At 59.2% G+C, this 19,394-nt stretch carries 18 protein-coding genes; 12 read left to right on the plus strand and 6 right to left on the minus strand.

The window, feature by feature from the left end:
- Positions 1-47 precede the first annotated feature (47 nt).
- Positions 48-689 carry a ribosome biogenesis GTP-binding protein YihA/YsxC gene (yihA, locus tag M1E16_RS27630; protein ID WP_025211089.1) on the plus strand — a complete coding sequence of 214 codons (642 nt, stop codon included), beginning with the start codon at positions 48-50 and terminating at the stop codon, positions 687-689.
- Between the two features lie 433 nt (positions 690-1,122).
- Here the strand turns inward: yihA and polA are convergent, their stop codons facing one another.
- Positions 1,123-3,891: a DNA polymerase I gene (polA, locus tag M1E16_RS27635; RefSeq protein WP_458128867.1), complete on the minus strand. Its 2,769-nt coding sequence runs from the start codon at positions 3,889-3,891 to the stop codon at positions 1,123-1,125.
- Positions 3,892-3,965: 74 nt separating this feature from the next.
- Between polA and M1E16_RS27640 the strand changes: the two genes are divergently transcribed.
- Together M1E16_RS27640 and M1E16_RS27645 are read left to right on the plus strand one after the other, a co-directional pair.
- Complete coding sequence (locus M1E16_RS27640; protein WP_122567709.1) at positions 3,966-4,253, plus strand: DUF2782 domain-containing protein; 288 nt, start codon at positions 3,966-3,968, stop codon at positions 4,251-4,253.
- Positions 4,254-4,312: 59 nt separating this feature from the next.
- Complete coding sequence (locus M1E16_RS27645; protein ID WP_458128868.1) at positions 4,313-5,263, plus strand: homoserine kinase; 951 nt, start codon at positions 4,313-4,315, stop codon at positions 5,261-5,263.
- Positions 5,264-5,306: 43 nt separating this feature from the next.
- On the opposite strand, the gene znuA is transcribed toward M1E16_RS27645, so the two are convergent.
- Positions 5,307-6,233, minus strand: a complete 927-nt coding sequence (gene znuA, locus M1E16_RS27650) for a zinc ABC transporter substrate-binding protein ZnuA (protein ID WP_458128869.1) — start codon at positions 6,231-6,233, stop codon at positions 5,307-5,309.
- A gap of 66 nt (positions 6,234-6,299) precedes the next feature.
- Here znuA and zur point away from each other — a divergent pair, with 66 nt between their 5' ends.
- Genes zur through M1E16_RS27670 form a run of 4 tightly spaced genes read left to right on the plus strand, consistent with a single transcriptional unit; the run spans position 6,300 to position 9,096 of the window.
- Positions 6,300-6,782 (plus strand): zinc uptake transcriptional repressor Zur, encoded by a 483-nt coding sequence (zur, locus tag M1E16_RS27655; protein WP_458128870.1) that lies wholly within the window; start codon positions 6,300-6,302, stop codon positions 6,780-6,782.
- The gene (gene znuC / locus M1E16_RS27660; protein ID WP_434673165.1) at positions 6,782-7,564 is read left to right on the plus strand and encodes a zinc ABC transporter ATP-binding protein ZnuC; all 783 of its coding nucleotides are present in this window, start codon (positions 6,782-6,784) and stop codon (positions 7,562-7,564) included. Before zur ends, znuC begins: the two co-directional genes overlap by 1 nt.
- Positions 7,557-8,345, plus strand: a complete 789-nt coding sequence (gene znuB, locus M1E16_RS27665; RefSeq protein WP_249876777.1) for a zinc ABC transporter permease subunit ZnuB — start codon at positions 7,557-7,559, stop codon at positions 8,343-8,345. Before znuC ends, znuB begins: the two co-directional genes overlap by 8 nt.
- Before the next feature lie 37 nt (positions 8,346-8,382).
- The gene (locus M1E16_RS27670; protein ID WP_458128871.1) at positions 8,383-9,096 is read left to right on the plus strand and encodes a PA5502 family lipoprotein; all 714 of its coding nucleotides are present in this window, start codon (positions 8,383-8,385) and stop codon (positions 9,094-9,096) included.
- Positions 9,097-9,212: 116 nt separating this feature from the next.
- On the opposite strand, the gene katE is transcribed toward M1E16_RS27670, so the two are convergent.
- Complete coding sequence (gene katE, locus M1E16_RS27675; protein WP_458128872.1) at positions 9,213-11,348, minus strand: catalase HPII; 2,136 nt, start codon at positions 11,346-11,348, stop codon at positions 9,213-9,215.
- Between the two features lie 266 nt (positions 11,349-11,614).
- Between katE and M1E16_RS27680 the strand changes: the two genes are divergently transcribed.
- From M1E16_RS27680 to M1E16_RS27690, 3 genes are all read left to right on the plus strand, one after another.
- Entirely contained in the window at positions 11,615-12,622 is a 1,008-nt protein-coding gene (locus tag M1E16_RS27680; protein ID WP_434570734.1) for a methionine ABC transporter ATP-binding protein, read from the plus strand.
- On the plus strand, positions 12,622-13,284 hold the full coding sequence (locus M1E16_RS27685; RefSeq protein WP_434654541.1) for a methionine ABC transporter permease: 663 nt from the start codon (positions 12,622-12,624) through the stop codon (positions 13,282-13,284). The genes M1E16_RS27680 and M1E16_RS27685 overlap by 1 nt, the downstream gene beginning before the upstream one ends.
- 78 nt (positions 13,285-13,362) lie before the next feature.
- Entirely contained in the window at positions 13,363-14,136 is a 774-nt protein-coding gene (locus tag M1E16_RS27690) for a MetQ/NlpA family ABC transporter substrate-binding protein (protein ID WP_458128873.1), read from the plus strand.
- Between the two features lie 76 nt (positions 14,137-14,212).
- On the opposite strand, the gene M1E16_RS27695 is transcribed toward M1E16_RS27690, so the two are convergent.
- The gene (locus M1E16_RS27695; protein WP_458128874.1) at positions 14,213-14,980 is read right to left on the minus strand and encodes a sulfite exporter TauE/SafE family protein; all 768 of its coding nucleotides are present in this window, start codon (positions 14,978-14,980) and stop codon (positions 14,213-14,215) included.
- A 590-nt stretch (positions 14,981-15,570) separates the two neighbouring features.
- Between M1E16_RS27695 and M1E16_RS27700 the strand changes: the two genes are divergently transcribed.
- Complete coding sequence (locus M1E16_RS27700; protein WP_305497763.1) at positions 15,571-15,945, plus strand: lysozyme inhibitor LprI family protein; 375 nt, start codon at positions 15,571-15,573, stop codon at positions 15,943-15,945.
- 143 nt (positions 15,946-16,088) lie between these two features.
- Here the strand turns inward: M1E16_RS27700 and M1E16_RS27705 are convergent, their stop codons facing one another.
- On the minus strand, positions 16,089-16,376 hold the full coding sequence (locus M1E16_RS27705) for a DUF6124 family protein (protein ID WP_434626912.1): 288 nt from the start codon (positions 16,374-16,376) through the stop codon (positions 16,089-16,091).
- 660 nt (positions 16,377-17,036) lie between these two features.
- Here M1E16_RS27705 and M1E16_RS27710 point away from each other — a divergent pair.
- On the plus strand, positions 17,037-18,161 hold the full coding sequence (locus tag M1E16_RS27710; RefSeq protein WP_458128875.1) for a diguanylate cyclase: 1,125 nt from the start codon (positions 17,037-17,039) through the stop codon (positions 18,159-18,161).
- 268 nt (positions 18,162-18,429) lie between these two features.
- On the opposite strand, the gene M1E16_RS27715 is transcribed toward M1E16_RS27710, so the two are convergent.
- Positions 18,430-18,969, minus strand: coding sequence for an N-acetyltransferase (locus M1E16_RS27715; RefSeq protein WP_458128876.1), 540 nt, complete (start codon positions 18,967-18,969; stop codon positions 18,430-18,432).
- Between the last annotated feature and the right edge of the window lie 425 nt (positions 18,970-19,394).

Genomic DNA, 19,394 nt, shown 5'->3' on the forward strand with positions numbered 1-19,394 from the left:
CACAGCTTGCCGCGTCCATTCCCGACGCCGCCCACATCGGAAATCCCATGCAACTGAAAAACCCCATCCTCGGCCTGTGCCAACAGTCCACCTTCATGCTCAGCGCCGCCAAAGTCGATCAATGCCCTGACGACGAAGGCTTCGAAGTGGCCTTTGCCGGGCGTTCCAATGCCGGTAAATCCAGCGCGCTGAACACCCTGACCCATGCGAGCCTTGCACGCACCTCGAAAACCCCGGGCCGCACGCAACTCTTGAACTTCTTCAAGCTAGACGATGAACGCCGTTTGGTCGACCTGCCCGGTTATGGCTACGCCAAAGTGCCGATCCCGCTCAAGCAACATTGGCAGCGTCACCTGGAAGCCTACCTGGGCAGCCGCGAGAGTTTGAAAGGTCTGATCCTGATGATGGACATCCGCCATCCAATGACCGACTTCGACCTGCTGATGCTCGATTGGGCCGTTGCCAGCGGCATGCCGATGCACATCCTCTTGACCAAGGCCGACAAGCTCACCTACGGCGCAGCGAAAAACACCCTGCTCAAAGTGCAGTCGGAAATTCGCAAGGGCTGGGGCGACACGATCACCATCCAGCTGTTCTCCGCGCCCAAGCGCATGGGCTTGGAAGAGGCCTACACGGTGCTGGCGGACTGGATGGAATTGGCGGACAAGGGCAGCGAAGCGGCCGAATAAGCCAAATCGCAGGCAAAAAAAACCCCGGACTTCGTATGGGGAGGGGGAAGTTCGGGGTCCAAGTTCCGGACCGCTAGGGCGGGGTCCAGATATCTGCCAACACTTAACACAACATAGGAGCATTGAAGGGCTTCACCAGCCATTCAGAATCTCTGAGTAGCAATTCACGGGTTTAGTTCAGATTATTTTTGGTAATAATCGTAGGAATTTTCAGAGCTAACCATGCCGTACCTGGAGTTTCGCTCATTCAATGTGGAATGGGTTGGCTGGGCTGACACCGACTCCCCGTGGCGAGGGAGCTTGCTCCCGCTGGCCTGCGCAGCAGGCCCCTGCATTGCTTCGGGCAGACCGAATCGGCCGGTTTGCGGCTGCTGCGCAGCCGAGCGGGAGCAAGCTCCCTCGCCACGAGAGCCCTAGCCTCAGGACGTGGGAATCAGTGCGCCTCGTCCCAGTTATTGCCCACGCCCACCTCCACCAGCAGCGGCACGTCCAACGTGGCGGCGGCGCTCATGTGCTGGCGGATTTCCGCGCTCACCTGGTCGACCAGGTCCTCACGAACCTCCAGCACCAATTCGTCGTGAACCTGCAGGATGACTTTCGCATCGAGCCCTGACGTCGCCAGCCAGCCATCGACGGCCACCATGGCTTTCTTGATGATGTCGGCGGCCGTACCCTGCATCGGCGCGTTGATCGCGGTGCGCTCGGCGCCTTTGCGCAGGGCAGGGTTTTTCGCATTGATGTCCGGCAGGTACAACCGGCGCCCGAAGATGGTCTCGACGAAGCCTTGCTCGGCGGCCTGGGCGCGGGTGCGCTCCATGTATTCCAGTACCCCTGGGTAACGCGCGAAGTAGCGGTCGATGTAAGCCTGGGACTGCTTGCGATCGACGCCGATCTGCTTGGCGAGGCCGAACGCGCTCATGCCATAGATCAAGCCGAAGTTGATCGCCTTGGCGCTACGGCGCTGGTCATGGCTGACGGCGTCCAGCTCGACCCCGAAGACCTCCGCTGCGGTAGCGCGGTGCACGTCCAGGTCGTTGCGAAACGCATGAAGCAGCCCTGCGTCCTTGGCCAGGTGGGCCATGATCCGCAATTCGATCTGCGAGTAGTCCGCGGCCAGCAGCTTGTAGCCTTTCGGCGCGACGAATGCCTGGCGAATCCGCCGCCCTTCGGCGGTGCGGATCGGGATGTTCTGCAGGTTCGGGTCAATGGATGAAAGACGTCCGGTGGCGGCCACAGCCTGTTGATAAGACGTATGAATGCGCCCGGTGCGGCTGTTGATCTGCTCCGGCAGGCGATCGGTGTAAGTGCTCTTGAGCTTGCTCAGCGAGCGGTACTGCATCAGCACCTTGGGCAGCGGATAATCCTGCTCGGCCAGTTCGGCGAGCACCGCTTCGGCAGTCGATGCCTGGCCCTTGGCGGTTTTGCTGAGCACCGGCAAACCGAGTTTTTCGTAAAGGATCACGCCCAATTGCTTCGGTGAGCCGAGGTTGAATTCCTCACCGGCGATGGCAAATGCCTCACGCTCCAGTGCCACCAGCTTCTCGCCCAGCTCGACACTCTGGACGCCCAGCAGGTTGGCATCGACCAACGCCCCTTGGCGCTCGATACGCGCCAGGACCGGCATCAACGGCATTTCGATCTCGTTGAGCACCTTGCCCAGGCTTGGCGTGACGGCGAGTTTTTCCTGCAAGGCCTGGTGCAGGCGGAAGGTCACGTCAGCATCCTCAGCGGCGTATGGGCCGGCAAGTTCGAGGGAGATCTGATCGAAACTCAGCTGTTTGACGCCTTTGCCGGCAATATCCTGGATATCGGTCTTGCTTTGCCCAAGGTATTTAAGCGCCAGGCTGTCCATGTCGTGACGAGTCGCCGTGGAATCGAGCACATAGGATTCAAGCATGGTGTCGAAAGCGATGCCCTGCACCAGGATGCCGTTGTTCTGATCACCATCGATAGCGCAATTGGCCAGGATGTTGATTTCAAATTTGGCATGCTGGCCGACCTTGAGCTTGTCCGGGTTTTCCAGCAATGGCTTGAGCGCCTTGAGCACGGTGTCGCGGTCCAGTTGCTCCGGCACGCCCATGTAGGAATGCGTCAGCGGCAGGTAAGCCGCTTCAAACGGCGCAACCGCGAATGACAACCCCACCAGTTGCGAGTGCTGGGCGTCGCCACCGTTGGTTTGCGTGACCAGGGAAAACAGCGGCGCCTTTTCAAGCTTGGCCAGCCAGGCGTCGAAGCTCGCCTGGTCGAGGATAAGGTCATACCGCTTCTCGACGCCCGCCGCCGGCTCATCAGCGATTTCAACGATTTCCTGCCCGGCACGTTTGGCGTCGCGCTGGTTTTCTTCGAACCAGCTCTTGAATTCCAGCAGGGTGTACAGCTCGGCGAGCTTCTCATGATCCGGCTCGCCCATCTGCAGGTCGTCAAGACCGATATCCAGGGGCACGTCGGTCTTGATGGTCGCCAGCTCGTAGGAAAGAAACGCCATTTCCTTGTGCTCTTCCAGCTTGGCGGCCAAGGTCTTGGCACCGCGAATCGGCAGCGTGGCAACGATGTCCAGTTGCGCATACAGCTCGGTCAGGCCACCGTTGACGCCCACCAGCAGGCCGGATGCGGTCTTCGGCCCGATGCCCGGAACGCCCGGGATGTTGTCGGACGAATCGCCCATCAATGCCAGATAATCGATGATCTGCTCCGGAGCGACGCCAAACTTCTCCTTCACGCCAGCCACGTCCAGCGAGCTACCGGTCATCGTGTTGACCAAGGTAATGTGCCCGTCGACCAGTTGCGCCATGTCCTTGTCGCCGGTGGAAATCACCACCGGGCGGTCGGCTGCGGCACTGCTGCGGGCCAGGGTGCCGATCACATCGTCGGCTTCGACGTTGTCCACGCACAACAAGGGGAAGCCCAGGGCCTTGACGCTGGCGTGCAGCGGCTCGATCTGCACGCGCATGTCGTCGGGCATGCTCGGGCGATTGGCCTTGTATTCGGCGTACAACGCATCGCGAAACGTCCCGCCCTTGGCGTCGAAGACCACCGCGAACGGGCTGTCCGGATACTGCTTGCGCAGGCTCTTGAGCATGTTCAGCACGCCCTTGACCGCACCGGTCGGCAGGCCTTTGGACGTGGTCAGCGGTGGCAGCGCATGAAAGGCGCGGTACAGATAAGAAGAACCGTCCACCAGGACGAGGGGGGCTTGGCTCATGAGCAGGATCAACCTTTTCGGCGGGTCCGGGGCTAGAATAGCGGGACCGTTGACGACAAAGGGACAAGGTTATCATGCGTACACTAAATCGCCTGTTACTGGCTGGCTTGTTTGCATTCACACCGTTGGCCGTCATGGCGGCGGATGACGCTCCTTCGGCGGACCCGGATGTCACCATCCGCACCGAAGGCGACAGAACCATTCAGGAATATCGGCAAAACGGCTTTTTGTATGCGATCAAGGTCACGCCCAAGAACGGCAAGCCTTATTTCCTGGTACGCGCCGACGGCACTGATGCAAATTTCATTCGTTCGGACCAGCCGGATATGCTGATCCCTTCGTGGAAAATTTTTGAGTGGTGATACCGCTCGCGACTTCAACCGGCGCCCGCTGAAGGGCGCCCGTACTGGCAGTTCTAACCATGTCTGTGTTCACGCCCCTGGCTCGGCCCGAGCTGGAAACCTTCCTCGCCCCTTACGGGCTCGGCCGCCTGCTTGATTTCCAGGGGATTGCCGCCGGCAGCGAAAACACCAATTTTTTCATCAGCCTGGAACAGGGCGAGTTCGTCCTGACGCTGGTCGAGCGCGGCCCGGTGCAGGAGATGCCGTTCTTCATCGAACTGCTGGACGTGCTGCACGGCGCCAATCTTCCGGTGCCTTACGCCTTGCGCACCACCGAGGGGGTCGCACTGAGGGAACTGGCCGGCAAACCGGCGCTGCTGCAACCGCGCCTGGCCGGCAAGCACGTCAAGCAGGCCAACGCCCAGCATTGCGCCCAGGTCGGTGGGTTGCTTGCGCACCTGCACCTGGCGACCCGCGACAACATGATCAAGCGCAAGACCGACCGTGGCCTGGACTGGATGCAGGAGGAGGGCGCCACGCTGTTGTCACACCTCGACGCCGATGCCCGTCAGTTGCTGGAGGCGGCACTGGACGAAATCACCGTGCAGAAAATCGGCATCCTCGCGCTGCCCCGCGCCAACATCCATGCCGACCTGTTCCGCGACAACGCGATGTTCGAAGACACCCACCTGACCGGGTTGATCGACTTCTACAACGCCTGTTCCGGGCCGATGCTGTATGACGTCGCCATTGCACTGAATGACTGGTGTTCGGATGACGAAGGCAAGCTCGATGGCCCGCGGGCGCGGGCGTTGCTTGGCGCTTATGCGGCGCTGCGGCCGTTCACATCCGCCGAGGCGCAACTATGGCCGACCATGCTGCGCGTGGCATGCGTGCGGTTCTGGCTGTCGCGGCTGATTGCCGCCGAATCGTTCGCCGGGCAGGATGTGTTGATTCATGATCCGAAGGAGTTTCAGCGGCGGTTGGCGCAGCGGCAGAAGGTCAGCACGCTGTTGCCGTTCGCCCTCTAACAACCAGCGGACCTGAATGCCTTTGTGGCGAGGGAGCAGGGTGTTACAACGACTCCAGGCACCCCGCCAGATCATTCCCCAACTTTTCCAGCAATTGCTCATACCCTTGCGCCGTCGCCGGGGTGTAGCCGCCCAGCGCATCCAGTTCGGCCAGCTTCACCGGCAGCCCGGCCACCAGCGTCTCGGCCAGGCGCGGACGCAGCGGCGGTTCGCTGAAGACGCAGGTCTTGCCCACCGCCTGCAAGCGCGTGCGCATCGCCGCCACGTGCTGGGCACCCGGCTGGACCTCGGCGGCCACGGCGAAAACCCCGGCATGCTTGAGGCCGTAGTTGTCCTCGAAATAGTCGAACGCTTCGTGGAACACAAAATACGGCTTGCCTGCGACCCCGGCCAGACGCGCCTTGAGGCGTACGTCCAATGCATCGAGGCGCTGGTTGAAAGCCTTGAGGTTGCTTTCATAGCGGGCCGCGTTCGCCGGATCCGCCGCGCTCAGGTCGGCAGCCATTTTGGCGGCGATCACCCGGGCGTTCAGCGGCGACAGCCACAAGTGGGCATCCACGGTGCCGGGACGATGGTCGTGGTCGTGTTCGTCGGCATGCTCCTCGTCCTCGTGGGACGCGCTGTCCTGGGCGAAATGACGCAACTTGAGCCCCGGCAGATCCTGCACGGCGACGGAAGGCTGCGTACGACCATTCAATACACGTGGCAGGAAACCTTCCATGTCTGGGCCGATCCAGTAAAGCAGGTCCACCGACTGCACCTTCCGTACGTCGGATGGCCGCAACGCATAGTGGTGAGGCGAGGCACCAGGGGGCAACAGCACTTCCGGAACGGCCACGCCGTCCTGCACCGCGGCGGCAATCAGTTGCAGCGGCTTGATGCTGGTTAGTACCTTGACGTCGGCCCGGGCCGGGCCAATCAGCAGAAATGTTGCGACAAAAGCGACAAAGAGCGAAAAAATTCGGGACACGATGACCACTCGAAGAGGCGAGAACGGGTAACATAATAACGTCTCTCACTAAACTCGTCGCTGCCCATGCCCATTATCCCCCTTGCCAGTCGTCCCCATGATCACTCCCATTGCGTGCACAGCGCGCTGTCCGAGGCCGATGCCATTTGCGCGCGCCAGGGCCTGCGGCTGACGGCCTTGCGTCGGCGAGTGCTGGAGCTGGTCTGGCAAAGCCACAAGCCGCTGGGTGCCTACGACATCCTCGCGGTACTCAGCGAGCAGGACGGCCGCCGTGCCGCGCCGCCGACAGTCTACCGGGCGCTGGATTTCCTGCTGGAAAACGGCTTGGTACATCGCATTTCTTCGCTGAACGCCTTCGTTGGCTGCAACCATCCGGAGCACGCCCACCAAGGCCAGTTCCTGATCTGCCGCGAATGTCATGCGGCCATCGAGCTGGAACAGAAGTCCATCAGCGACGCGATCGTCGCCAGCGCCAAGGACGTCGGCTTCGTGGTCGACACCCAGACCGTCGAAGTGGTCGGCCTGTGCTCCGGTTGTCAGGGGGCCTGATGAGCAACGCGTTGATCCGCCTCGAACAGGTGGCCGTGACGTTCGCCGGGCAGAGCGTGCTGGACAACATTCACCTGAGCGTCGAACCGGGGCAGATCGTCACCTTGATCGGCCCCAACGGCGCCGGCAAGACCACCCTGGTGCGCGCCGTGCTGGGCCTGCTCAAGCCGGACAGCGGCAGCGTCTGGCGCAAGCCCCGGCTGCGTGTCGGCTACATGCCGCAGAAACTCCACGTCGATCCGACCTTGCCGCTGTCCGTGCTGCGCTTTCTGCGCCTGGTGCCGGGCGTCGACCGCGAGCGAGCCTTGGCGGCGCTGAAGGAAGTCGGCGCCGAGCAAGTGATCGACAGCCCGGTGCAGAGTGTGTCCGGCGGCGAGATGCAGCGTGTATTGCTCGCTCGCGCCCTCTTGCGCGAGCCCGAGCTGCTGGTGCTCGACGAGCCCGTGCAAGGCGTGGATGTGGCGGGACAGGCCGAGCTTTACAGCTTGATCACCCGCCTGCGCGACCGCCACGGCTGCGGGGTATTGATGGTGTCGCACGACCTTCACCTGGTGATGAGCACCACCGACCAGGTGGTCTGTCTCAACCGTCACGTCTGCTGCTCCGGGCATCCCGAGCAAGTCAGTGGCGATCCGGCCTTTGTCGAGTTGTTCGGAAAAAACGCACAAAGCCTGGCGATTTATCACCACCATCATGACCATTCCCATGACCTGCACGGTTCGGTGGTCAGCGCTCCTTCTGCTTCCAATCATGTTCATGGAGACGGCTGCAAGCATGGCTGATTTTCTGTTGTACGCCCTGCTTGCAGGTTTGGCGCTAGCGCTGGTGGCCGGCCCCTTGGGCTCGTTCGTGGTCTGGCGGCGCATGGCCTATTTCGGCGACACCTTGTCCCACGCGGCGCTGCTCGGCGTGGCCATGGGGTTTCTGCTGGACGTCAGCCCCGCCATCGCGGTGACCGTGGGTTGCCTGCTGCTCGCAGTGGTGCTGGTGACCTTGCAACAGCGCCAGCCGCTGGCGTCCGACACCCTGCTGGGCATCCTGGCTCCCAGCACGCTATCCCTAGGGCTGGTGGTGCTCAGCTTCATGCGCGACGTGCGGATCGACCTGATGGCCTATCTGTTCGGCGATCTGCTGGCGATCAGTCCGATGGACCTGGCCTGGATCCTCGGCGGCAGCGCGGCGGTATTGCTGTTGCTCGTGGCGCTGTGGCGTCCGTTGCTGGCGGTTACCGTCCATGAGGAACTGGCGCGGGTCGAGGGCCTGCCCGTGGTGGGCCTGCGATTGGCACTGATGCTGTTGATCGCGGTGGTGATTGCCGTGGCGATGAAAATCGTCGGTGTATTGCTGATTACTTCATTGCTGATCATTCCGGCGGCTGCGGCACAGCGTCACGCCCGCTCACCGGAGCAGATGGCCTTGGGCGCAAGCCTGCTGGGCATGCTCGCGGTGTGTGGCGGGCTGGCGTTGTCGTGGTTCAAGGACACTCCGGCCGGACCGTCGATCGTGGTCAGCGCGGCGGCGTTGTTTCTGCTGAGTTTTGTCCTGCCCCGTCGAGGGGTGTAGACTTGCTCGCTTTTTGCGCAATTAGAGAGTCGCAGGAATGAAGCCGTTCGCCTCCCGTTATCTGCTCCTTGTCGCGTTTTCCCTGCTGCTGGGCGCCTGCCAGAGCACGCCGCCGACCGTCGAAACCCCGGACACCCGGGGCCCGGCCATCGCGCAGCTCGAACAGAGCCTGGCCAGCAATGAACTGGCCACCGCAGAAGGTCAGTTGGCCGCGTTGCAAGCCCAGACGCCTGAAGATCCGTCGCTGGAGCCTTACCAGCGGCAACTGGCCGAGGCGTACTTGCGCCGCAGCCAGATCGACCTGCAAAAGGGCGATGTAAACGCGGCCGCCACCGCCCTGAGCCGGGCTCGTGCGCTGATGCCAAAAGCGCCGGCACTTACCGGCGAAGTGAACAGTGCGATCGCCCAGGCCCGCAAGGCCGAGCTGGAAAAAGCCGAAGCCGCCCTCCAGGCCGCCGAAGCCAAGCCAGTTGCAAAGGTGATCGACCCGAGTGCGCAGAGCACCACGGTTGCGCTGAATATCGGCGATATCCAGAAAATGCGTCATCAATTGGACGCCATCGCCGCCGATGTGGTGAATTATCAGTGCGACGTAAGCATCCAGGCCCCGCGCACCGATGATTACCCGTGGTTGGCGACATTGCTGACCAAGCGGGTCAAGAAACTCGATCCCGGGTTTGATCTGAAACTGCAGAAGCAGATCTTGCGCAGCGTGCCGGCGCAGGTGGTTCTGACTCCGCGTAAGCACTGAAAGCTTCGCGAGCAGGCTCGCTCCCACATGGGTGTTGTGATCGACACATATCCCTGTGGGAGCGAGCCTGCTCGCGAAGGCGTCCTACCAGCAACTAATCCCTTTTCAGACACCCATCAAGCCGGAACTGCCTTGGCCTTAGGCTCCCGCGCCCAAACCCGATGCTGGGCAATCGCGTCAAAAAACGCCTGGAACTTGCCCGCATCAGCGTCGGGAATCAGCCCCGCATCCGCCTCCAGCTTCAACAACACCAGCAATTGCCGCGCTTCGCCATGCAGCGCGATGGCCTTCAGGTGCTTGTAGGCTTCCAACAGGTAATGCAACGCCACGCCATCGGCGCTCAGCGCCTTGATCGACTCCACCCCGCCCGGCACGAACACCGCGTCAAAGGCAATCGACGGCAAGCCTTCCATGGATGCATCCACCGGCAGCGTTTGCCCGCCAGCGGTGGTCACCGGCGCGGAGGTCGGACCGAGGATTTTCGCGTGGGCCCCTTCGGCTTCCAGTGCTTGCTTGAGCGCATCGATGATTGTCCCCTCGACGCCATTGGCCACCAACACCGCGACCTTGCGGGTCTTGATGTCGCCGGACAGCAGATTGGCCTGGCTCAACGCCGGGGACTGCTCCAGGGAAGGCGTCGGAACATCGACCGTACCGGCAGTGGGAGGCGGCAAGCCGAGGTTCTTCGCAACTCGCCCGGCCAGTTCCAGATCGATGTTGGCGAGGATCTCGTTCACCTGCCGCGCTCTGATGAACTCGCGTTCGACTTTGCCCAGTTCGAAGCTGTACGCGGCGACGATGTGCTCTTGCTCGTGGGCGCTCATGCTCTTGTAGAACAACCGCGCCTGGGAGAAATGATCGCCGAACGAATCGCTGCGCTGGCGGATCTTGTGGGCGTCGATGCGCTCCGGATAACTTTCGAAACCACCATCCTGCGGACCAGGCGGGGTTTCCTTCGGCCAGCCGCCATCGATGGAGTTCGGCTCGTAGGACGCGCGCCCCTTGTCGATAGTAGTGCGGTGCATGGCATCACGCTGGCCGTTGTGCACCGGGGTGATGGCGCGGTTGATCGGCAACTCGTGAAAATTCGGCCCACCAAGTCGGCTGATCTGCGTATCGGTGTAGGAAAACAGCCGGCCTTGCAGCAATGGGTCGTTACTGAAATCAATGCCCGGCACGATATGTCCGGGGCAGAACGCAACCTGCTCGACTTCGGCAAAGAAGTTGTCCGGGTTGCGGTTCAGCACCATCTTGCCCAGCGGCGTAATGGGTACCAGCTCTTCGGGGATGATCTTGGTCGGGTCGAGCAGGTCGAAGTCGAACTTGTGCTCGTCTTCCTCGGCGACGATCTGTACGCCAAATTCCCACTCGGGGTAGTCGCCCATCTCGATCGACTCCCAGAGATCGCGACGGTGGTAATCAGTGTCCTTGCCCGCGAGCTTCTGGGCTTCGTCCCATACCAGGGAACAGGTCCCGGCTTTGGGCCGCCAGTGGAACTTGACGAAGCTGCTGCGGCCTTCAGCGTTGATCATGCGAAAGGTGTGCACGCCGAAACCCTGCATGGAACGCAGGCTTTTCGGGATTGCCCGGTCGGACATCGCCCAGATCACCATATGAGCCGACTCCGGTACCAGCGAGACAAAGTCCCAGAAGGTGTCGTGGGCCGATCCGCCGGTGGGGATTTCGTTATGGGGCTCGGGTTTCACCGCATGGACGAAATCAGGAAACTTCACCGCATCCTGGATGAAGAACACCGGCATGTTGTTGCCCACCAGATCGAAGTTGCCTTCGTCGGTGAAGAATTTCACTGCAAAGCCGCGCACGTCCCGCACCGTGTCACCGGAACCCCGTGGGCCCTGCACGGTGGAAAAACGTACAAACACTGGCGTCTTTTTACCTGGGTCTTGCAGGAAACCGGCCTTGGTCAAGGCCGCATGCGATTCGTAGGCCTGAAAGTAGCCATGGGCACCGGTCCCTCGGGCGTGAACGATGCGCTCGGGAATACGTTCATGGTCAAAATGCGTGATTTTCTCACGCATGATGAAGTCTTCCAGCAACGACGGCCCACGCGGCCCGACGCGGAGGGTGTTCTGGTTATCGGCGATCTTCACGCCCTGGTTGGTGCGCAAGGCCTGTTCGGTGGCATCGGAGCGAAACTGCTCGAGGCTCTCCAGCTTGGCGTTGGTATTGCTGCGATCCAGCGTGTCGGTCCCGGCCATCTGGCTGGGGGCGGCAGGTTTTTTAGTGCTCATCAGGCATGACTCCTCGTTGCGATCCCCGCCGTGGCCAGGACCCGTGAGTTCGATGCGCCAGGCACGGTACCTGGGCATATGTGGAGGTGCCTAATGAGTGACCGATACCGTTTCGCTGTGTTCCTTTTTTATGCCCTTTGATCGCCTTATTGCCAAATCGCTGGTTCAATCTCAAATAAATGCTAAGAACCTCTATACGGACAGGCTAAAATGCGCGCCCGGCTTACCGCTGATCCTTTTCCACCGCGCCCCACAAGGTTCGCTACGTGATCGAGTTTCAAAACGTCCATAAAACCTACCGGGTTGCCGGTAGGGATATCCCCGCGCTGCACCCGACCAGTCTGACCATCCAGAACGGTCAGGTCTTCGGCCTGATCGGCCATTCCGGTGCGGGAAAAAGTACCCTGCTGCGCCTGATCAATCGCCTGGAAGATTCCAGCGGCGGCAAAATCATCGTCGACGGCGAAGAAGTCACCGCCCTGGACGCCAACGGCCTGCGCCGCTTTCGCCAGCAGGTCGGGATGATTTTCCAGCACTTCAATCTGCTCGCGTCCAAGACCGTGGCCGACAACGTGGCCATGCCGCTGACGCTGGCGGGCGAACTGTCCCGCAGCGACATCGACCGTCGCGTTGCCGAATTGCTGGCGCGGGTAGGGCTGTCCGACCACGCCCGCAAATACCCGGCGCAGTTGTCCGGCGGCCAGAAGCAGCGCGTCGGCATCGCCCGCGCCCTGGCAACCAAGCCGAAGATCCTGTTGTGCGACGAAGCCACCAGCGCGCTCGACCCACAGACCACCGCCTCGGTGCTGCAACTGCTGGCGGAGATCAACCGTGAGCTGAAGCTGACCATCGTGCTGATCACCCATGAGATGGACGTGATCCGGCGTGTCTGCGATGAGGTTGCGGTGATGGACGCCGGCGTGATCGTCGAGCAAGGCCCGGTGGCCGAGGTGTTCCTGCACCCCAAGCATCCGACCACCAAGCGTTTCGTCCAGGAAGACGAGCAGATCGACGAAAGCGAACAGCGCGACGACTTTGCTCACGTCCCGGGGCGCATCGTGCGTCTGACATTCCAGGGCGAAGCGACCTACGCGCCGTTGCTTGGAACCGTCGCCCGCGAAACCGGTGTGGACTACAGCATCCTGGCCGGTCGTATCGACCGCATCAAAGACACCCCCTACGGGCAACTGACCCTCGCCATCACCGGCGGTGACATGGAAGCGGCCTTCGCCCGCTTCACCGCGGCCGATGTCCACATGGAGGTGCTGCGCTGATGGAATTTTTTGCAAACATCGACTGGCTGGAAATCTGGCTGGCAACCGGCGACACCTTCCTGATGCTGTTCGGTTCGCTGCTGTTCACCGTACTGCTCGGCCTGCCGCTGGGCGTGTTGCTGTTTCTCTGCAGCCCGCGCCAATTGCTTGAAGCCCGGGGACTTTACGCGCTGCTGTCGCTGATGGTGAACATCCTGCGTTCGCTGCCATTCATCATCCTGTTGATCGTGATGATCCCGTTCACGGTGTTGATCACCGGCACGTCGTTGGGCGTGGCCGGCGCGATCCCGCCACTGGTGGTCGGCGCAACGCCATTCTTCGCCCGCCTGGTGGAAACCGCCCTGCGCGAAGTCGATCGCGGCATCATCGAAGCGACCCAGGCCATGGGCGCTACCACGCGACAGATCATCGTCAACGCATTGCTGCCGGAAGCCCGTCCGGGCATTTTCGCAGCGATTACGGTGACAGCGATTACTCTGGTGTCCTACACGGCCATGGCCGGTGTGGTCGGCGCTGGTGGCCTGGGCGACCTGGCGATCCGCTTCGGCTACCAGCGTTTCCAGACCGACGTGATGGTGGTCACGGTGGTGTTGCTGCTGGTGCTGGTCCAGGTCCTGCAAACCGTGGGCGACAAACTGGTTGTGCATTTCTCTAGAAAATAAGGCCTCGCGCCAATAAACCATGAGCCGGCCATTCGCTGGCAGGCGCCAAGAGCAGGCGCCTCAAAAGGAGTTAGCTGAATGAAAAAACTACTGGTTGCCTTCGCTGCCGCCGCAGCGTTCTCCGCCCACGCCGCCGACACCCTGACCGTCGCGGCCACGCCGGTTCCTCACGCGGAAATTCTCGAGTTCGTCAAACCGGCATTGGCGAAGGAAGGCGTGGACCTCAAGGTCAAAGTCTTCACCGACTACGTCCAGCCCAACGTACAAGTCGCCGAAAAGCGCCTGGACGCCAACTTCTTCCAGCACCAGCCGTACCTGGATGAGTTCAACAAGGCCAAGGGCACGAATCTGGTGAGCGTAGCCGGTGTGCACCTGGAACCCCTGGGCGCGTACTCCAGCAAGTACAAGGCACTTACAGAACTGCCAGGCGGCGCCAATGTCGTGATCCCGAACGATGCTACCAATGGTGGCCGTGCGCTGTTGTTGCTGGCCAAAGCCGGGTTGATCAAGCTCAAGGATTCGAACAACATCCTGTCGACTACCAAAGACATCACCGAGAATTCGAAGGATCTGAAGTTCCGTGAGCTGGAAGCGGCAACCATTCCGCGCGTGCTGACTCAAGTGGATCTGGCATTGATCAATACCAACTATGCGTTGGAGGCCAAGCTTGACCCTTCCAAGGATGCGCTGGTGATCGAAGGCAACGACTCGCCTTATGTGAATATTCTGGTAGCCCGTCCGGACGACAAGGACAGCGAGGCCATGAAGAAGCTGGTTGCAGCGCTGCATACTCCGGAAGTGAAGGCGTTTATTCTCGAGAAGTACAAAGGCGCGGTCTTACCGGCGTTTTGAGCTTATCGGGTGTGAAAGACGGGACTGCGTGAAAGCAAGGTCCCGTTTTTTATCTGACGGCATTGCGCGCAACCTGTCACAGACATATGGACAATCCCATTCGGCCAATAAGGAACACCAATAAAAAGAGAAACAAGATACGAATTAATCCACTCCCATAGCGCAAAGCCAAAAAAGTGCCTGCCAGCGCACCCGCCATATTACACACCGCGACCAGTCCACCAATTACCCACAGCACATGACCTGAAGGTATGAAAAATAGCAGCGCAGCGCTAAACGTTCCCAGGTTAACCAGTTTTGCTGAAGCGGATGCATTCAGAAAATCGTAGCCAAAATATTTAACGAAAACAAATAACAAAAAACTACCACTGCCGGGTCCAAAAACTCCGTCATAAAATCCAATTATGCCGCCAAAAAAAACCCCAAGGAGGACCTCTTTGGATCCGCATTGAGCGTCCGAGTGAACAAGCCCTAGATCCTTTTTTGCAAATGTATAAACAGCCATGACCACCAATACAAAAAACACAAAATATTCCATGATCGCCTTCGGAACGAGCGAGACGGAAAAAGCACCCAAAAACGAAAATAAGAAAGCCGAGAGCATGGTTGGAAGCATCAGCTTCCAGACAATCTTTATTCTTTTAACGTAACTAAATATAGAAGAAACATTTCCTGCAAGAACAGCCAGCTTATTAGTTCCAAAAACTGTGCTCAGCGAGTGCTGAGGCAATGCATGAAGTAGAGCGGGTACCTGAACCAAACCTCCGCCCCCTACAGCAGCATCGATCATCCCCCCGCAAAAAGCAAAAAATCCCAACGCGACCATGGCGTATTCAATTTGCATAAAAATCTTCCACTTTAGCCCTCGTGATTTGGTCCGAGTAAAGGTTTAAAAATTCCAACTTTCAGGCCAATGTAAGCGTAGACGAACAATAGAAGCCATAGACGAGGCTTACAAGTCGGCGGATTCCGACGTAGTTGTAGGCCAAAGAGCAGAGATGTGTAGCTTGACGGAAGGATTATGCCAGTGGAATAAACAGGGCTTGGTTTCGGCCCATAAAATGAGCCCAGACGGGTTTGCGGTTGGGGCTTGGAATGGGTGATACGGTTTTGTCTGTAGGAACTTTAAGGGGCTGGGTGGGGCTGCTTTGCAGCCCAGCGGGAGCAAGCTCCCTCGCCACGAAGTTTTGACCGGTTTGGGAGTTTTTGTGGATGCTGCGCAACCCGCGCCGGTTTTACTCAGGGCAGTCGCATCGCCGAGGGCGGGAACGACGCTGGCTTTTTCAGCAATCACATGCTCCCGGACCTCTATCCGCATCTGTCCACTGTTCGGGCAGAGTGAAACCTAGGATCCGCTTCATTGTTCTACGACCCTCATGATAAATTCCCCGCCGCTACCTCTAATCAATAGAGGGCATTCAGGGAGAGAAGTGAGTGATCAAGTCTTTGTTGGTTGGGGCATTGCTGGCAATGGCATCAGCATCGGCGTCTGCGATGAGTTGCGATAACCCTAGAAACGCCTATGACAGAACCTATTGCGCGTCGCTGAAAATGGTTCAGTCGGACCAGGAAATCAACGAGCAATACAAGAAGACGATGAGTGCCCTGAACCCGGATCAAAAGAAGAAGGTGAAAGCCGCTCAGATCCAGTGGATCAAGATTCGTGACAACGCCTGTTCCAACGATGGCCTGCTCTATCTGGACTGTGCCAATGAGAAGACCGAAGCGCGTATCGTCATACTCAAGGCTGTCGAGCGCGAGTGCCGCGCTGCCGGTTGCGACGACGCCAAACTGTCGCAAGTCGAGTAACCCGCACACAAAAACCCGACGTAAAGCGTCGGGTTTTTCTTTGGCGGGGTTCGCTCGCTATCGCGGCTCAGCGTTATCCAATGGGCTGCTTCGCAGCCCAGCGGGAGCAAGCTCCCTCGCCACGGGGGTTGCAGTGTGACTGCCTATCTTGGATCAACGTTGTCCAGAACTCGGTTCGCCAGTAATGAGCTCAGCTCGATCAGTTGCTGGACGCCGAGGGCGATGTGGCGGTGGGAGCCTTCCAGATCGAACGCGAGGTTGCTGACCATGGCGTCGGCTGAAGCCAGGGTTTCGCTGAGGTTGGCGAGCAGGCATTCGTTGTCGGTGTCTTGTACGACGGTGAAGAGTTGAGCCGATTGGAGAGCATCTTTCGGTTCTGGTGGCGAGGAGGTGCGATCCGCCTCAGGCGGATTTGTTGTAGATTTCGACATGAGCTGATACTCCAAGGTTAAGCCACAACCTCTTCCCTACTAAAAGAAGGGTGGCAGCTGTACGCAGGTTAGTAGACCGGGGAGATCAGCATTGCCGGCGCGCCGAAGCGCCCTGCGCACAGCTACCATCAAGTGCAAGGTAGGAATCTACCTTGATGGAGAACTCATGCATCTTACTGACACAACCTCGAGCTACTAAACCCGACCACTGATGGGCAGTGGCAGGACGACAATAGAACCCGAGGGCAAGGCGCACAAGCCGGCGGATTCTGGCGTAGTTGTAGGTAATGGCGCAAGGATGTGTAGCTTGGTGGAAAGATGGCAGAGCGGGAATAAACAGCGCTTCGTTTTCAGCTCCGATCCCTGTGGCGAGGGAGCTTGCTCCCGCTCGGCCGCGCAGCGGTCGCAACCGATCATGCGGGTTGTCTGTAGGAATGCGTCGGCTTGTTTTGGGGCTGCTTTGCAGCCCAGCGGGAGCAAGCTCCCTCGCCACGGGGACGGTTTTAGTCTGGGAAATGGTGGCTTGCTGCGCAACCCCGCGGGGATGAATTCCCTTGCCACGATGCAAAGCTCGTGGGTGCAGGTGTAATTCGGTTGTTTGCGTTGCTGGCAGGGTGCCACAATCGCGTTTTCTAGCGGCTTCACGATCAGGTGGATCACATGGATGGCCCAAGATCTCGCAATGGCATGGACTTTTGCATAGCCGGACAAGTGCGCACTGACCGACTGCAGCAACTGTTTCGCCAATCCGTTTCCGCGGTGTTTGGTAGTTACCTCGCGGCCATCATGTTGTGTTGGCTGTGTTGGGATCGCTTTGAGCACAGCACGGTTGTTTGGTGGCTGGCCATATTAAGCGGATCGACGCTGCTGCGGATCGCGATGTTCGTTGCCTATTTTCGCAGCGACGAGGTTCAGCGCACGCCTCAACGCTGGGAGCGCAGATACTGGGTCTCGCTGGTGTTGTCCGCGAGCATCTGGGGCGGTGGCGCGCTTGTTTTGATGCCGCAAGATGATCTCCTCTCGCAAGCTCTCGTCATGCTTTTTACCGTGGGGATGACTGTCAGCGCGGTCTCCTGTTACTCCGCCTACCGGGACATGACACTGGTCTCCATTGGCCTGGTGCTGTTTCCGTGCACGGTCTGGCTGCTGTTCCAACCGTCGCCGATTCAAGTCGGCATGGCGCTTTCGATCCTAGTGTTCGCGGCATCTGCTGCCCGCGCCACGCACAAAATGTCCCAGGCACTGGAAACCGCTTTTCGACTCACCCGCGAGATGGAACAGGCGAACAGCATTTCAACCCGCGCCGCACAAACCGATGAACTGACCGGCCTGAAAAGTCGACGGGCTTTTTTCGAGCATGCCCAGCAGCTTTACGACGAATGCAGAACCAACCGGTTGGGGTTGTGCGCGGTCATGTTGGACATGGATCACTTCAAACACATCAATGACACCTACGGCCATCAGGTTGGGGATCAGGTCCTACGCCAGATGGGCGTGGTCATCAGCTCGTCGTTTCGGGCCACGGATATCCACGGTCGGCTCGGCGGCGAAGAGTTCGCCATTCTGCTTCCAGACACTTCCATCGAAGTCGCCACTCAGATTGCAAAACAGCTCATCGATACGATCGCTGGCTTGATGATTGAGCCTGTTCACTGCATATCAGCCAGTCTCGGCGTCGCATCGACGGGGGCTTGCAATAAGGATCTGCACAGCCTGATGAACGATGCGGATAAAGCCCTGTATCGAGCGAAGGCGCTGGGGCGTAATCAAGTGGCCGTTGCTTAGCCGGGTTGGCTTTGCCCAGAGAAAAAAACCGCCAATCAGGCGGTCTTTTTTATCAATACCAGCAGAAATCAGATTCTGGCGCCGGCCATTCGGCCGACCGGTTCATGCTCCCTACCCTTGGCGAGGCTAGCCGACAAGAATTGGCGCTCAATACTGGTCGCGTAGCCAGCCAGACGGCGAGCTTCCGCTTGGTATTGAGCTGCAAGCAATGGTTTTGGAGTTCGCTTGGAAGCCTTCATGGAAAACTCACAATAAATTTGGGTTCATGTTATGCCTGGTTCACCGCTATAACAAGGCGCCGCTGGTCGTCGAAATCGAAGCCTAGGTACAGATACCATGGGACGGCTCCAGGGTCGGGCTCAAAAATCTCTATCTCGCGGAGCTTCAGCATTCGCGCGTATCGGCTGATCGCAATCAAGACCAAACCGGCAACTTCACCTTTTAAAGGGTGATTGGCGTCCGGCTTGCCCTCCAAGAGGACAACCTTGATCGACAAGGTGCTTGATTTGGGCGTGGCAAAACAAAGCCCACATAACTCCTGGTCATACCATAGAGAAAGGTCAAACGCCTTCCCGTCGCGAATTTTCCAGCCAGGAATATCCTCCCATGGATAAAGTTGGGCCTCAGGGCCCCATAGATAGCATTGGTCAAGTGCCTCTCGGGTAATCGGCTCGTATCTTATCCGCTCAACGTCGATACCTTTCTCCGCTAGCGCCCCAGGATCATCCCCCAAAAACTCTTTAGCGAGTTGCATTGCGGTAGAGCGGAATATCTGATGTTTGAAGTTGCTGATGCAGGGTCGTTTCATGGGGTGAACACGATGACGGGCAGAGCAAAAAGACGATAGAGCCCAGGAGCAAGGCATACAAGCAGGCTGGTTCCGATGTGGTTGTAGGCAAAGGCTCATATATATGTGGTCCGGTAAGGGAGCATTTGGTCGGCGGGTCCTTCCCACGCTCAGCGTCAGAAGCGGAACGCGGAGCTTCCCCTGGCAGCATTCCCACGTGGGGCGTGGATACGATCAAGAAACAATCGTTGTGCTTGTGAATTCCATCTCTCCGAAGGCTGCCATTGCGCTGGCTCTGCCAGCCCTCGCCACTTCCTTTCCTCTGGCTCCCTCCGCTCATGCGGATTGGCACCGTTAATTCTAAAAAATAAATTTCTTTTGAAATCAATAAATTAAATAAAAACGGGAATATTCTTGAAAATTTATCTTGCGCACTAAGTATTTGG

The organism is Pseudomonas sp. Z2-11 (genome assembly GCF_054161305.1).

Bases quoted from the DNA above. Each gene is read 5' to 3' on its own strand.
- M1E16_RS27715 (WP_458128876.1), bottom strand. From the start codon at position 18,969: ATGAAACGACCCTGCATCAGCAACTTCAAACATCAGATATTCCGCTCT.
- M1E16_RS27705 (WP_434626912.1), bottom strand. From the start codon at position 16,376: ATGTCGAAATCTACAACAAATCCGCCTGAGGCGGATCGCACCTCCTCG.
- zur (WP_458128870.1), top strand. From the start codon at position 6,300: ATGCCCATTATCCCCCTTGCCAGTCGTCCCCATGATCACTCCCATTGC.
- katE (WP_458128872.1), bottom strand. From the start codon at position 11,348: ATGAGCACTAAAAAACCTGCCGCCCCCAGCCAGATGGCCGGGACCGAC.
- M1E16_RS27695 (WP_458128874.1), bottom strand. From the start codon at position 14,980: ATGCAAATTGAATACGCCATGGTCGCGTTGGGATTTTTTGCTTTTTGC.
- znuC (WP_434673165.1), top strand. From the start codon at position 6,782: ATGAGCAACGCGTTGATCCGCCTCGAACAGGTGGCCGTGACGTTCGCC.
- M1E16_RS27690 (WP_458128873.1), top strand. From the start codon at position 13,363: ATGAAAAAACTACTGGTTGCCTTCGCTGCCGCCGCAGCGTTCTCCGCC.
- M1E16_RS27640 (WP_122567709.1), top strand. From the start codon at position 3,966: ATGCGTACACTAAATCGCCTGTTACTGGCTGGCTTGTTTGCATTCACA.
- yihA (WP_025211089.1), top strand. From the start codon at position 48: ATGCAACTGAAAAACCCCATCCTCGGCCTGTGCCAACAGTCCACCTTC.
- M1E16_RS27645 (WP_458128868.1), top strand. From the start codon at position 4,313: ATGTCTGTGTTCACGCCCCTGGCTCGGCCCGAGCTGGAAACCTTCCTC.
- M1E16_RS27685 (WP_434654541.1), top strand. From the start codon at position 12,622: ATGGAATTTTTTGCAAACATCGACTGGCTGGAAATCTGGCTGGCAACC.
- M1E16_RS27670 (WP_458128871.1), top strand. From the start codon at position 8,383: ATGAAGCCGTTCGCCTCCCGTTATCTGCTCCTTGTCGCGTTTTCCCTG.
- M1E16_RS27710 (WP_458128875.1), top strand. From the start codon at position 17,037: ATGGATGGCCCAAGATCTCGCAATGGCATGGACTTTTGCATAGCCGGA.
- polA (WP_458128867.1), bottom strand. From the start codon at position 3,891: ATGAGCCAAGCCCCCCTCGTCCTGGTGGACGGTTCTTCTTATCTGTAC.
- znuB (WP_249876777.1), top strand. From the start codon at position 7,557: ATGGCTGATTTTCTGTTGTACGCCCTGCTTGCAGGTTTGGCGCTAGCG.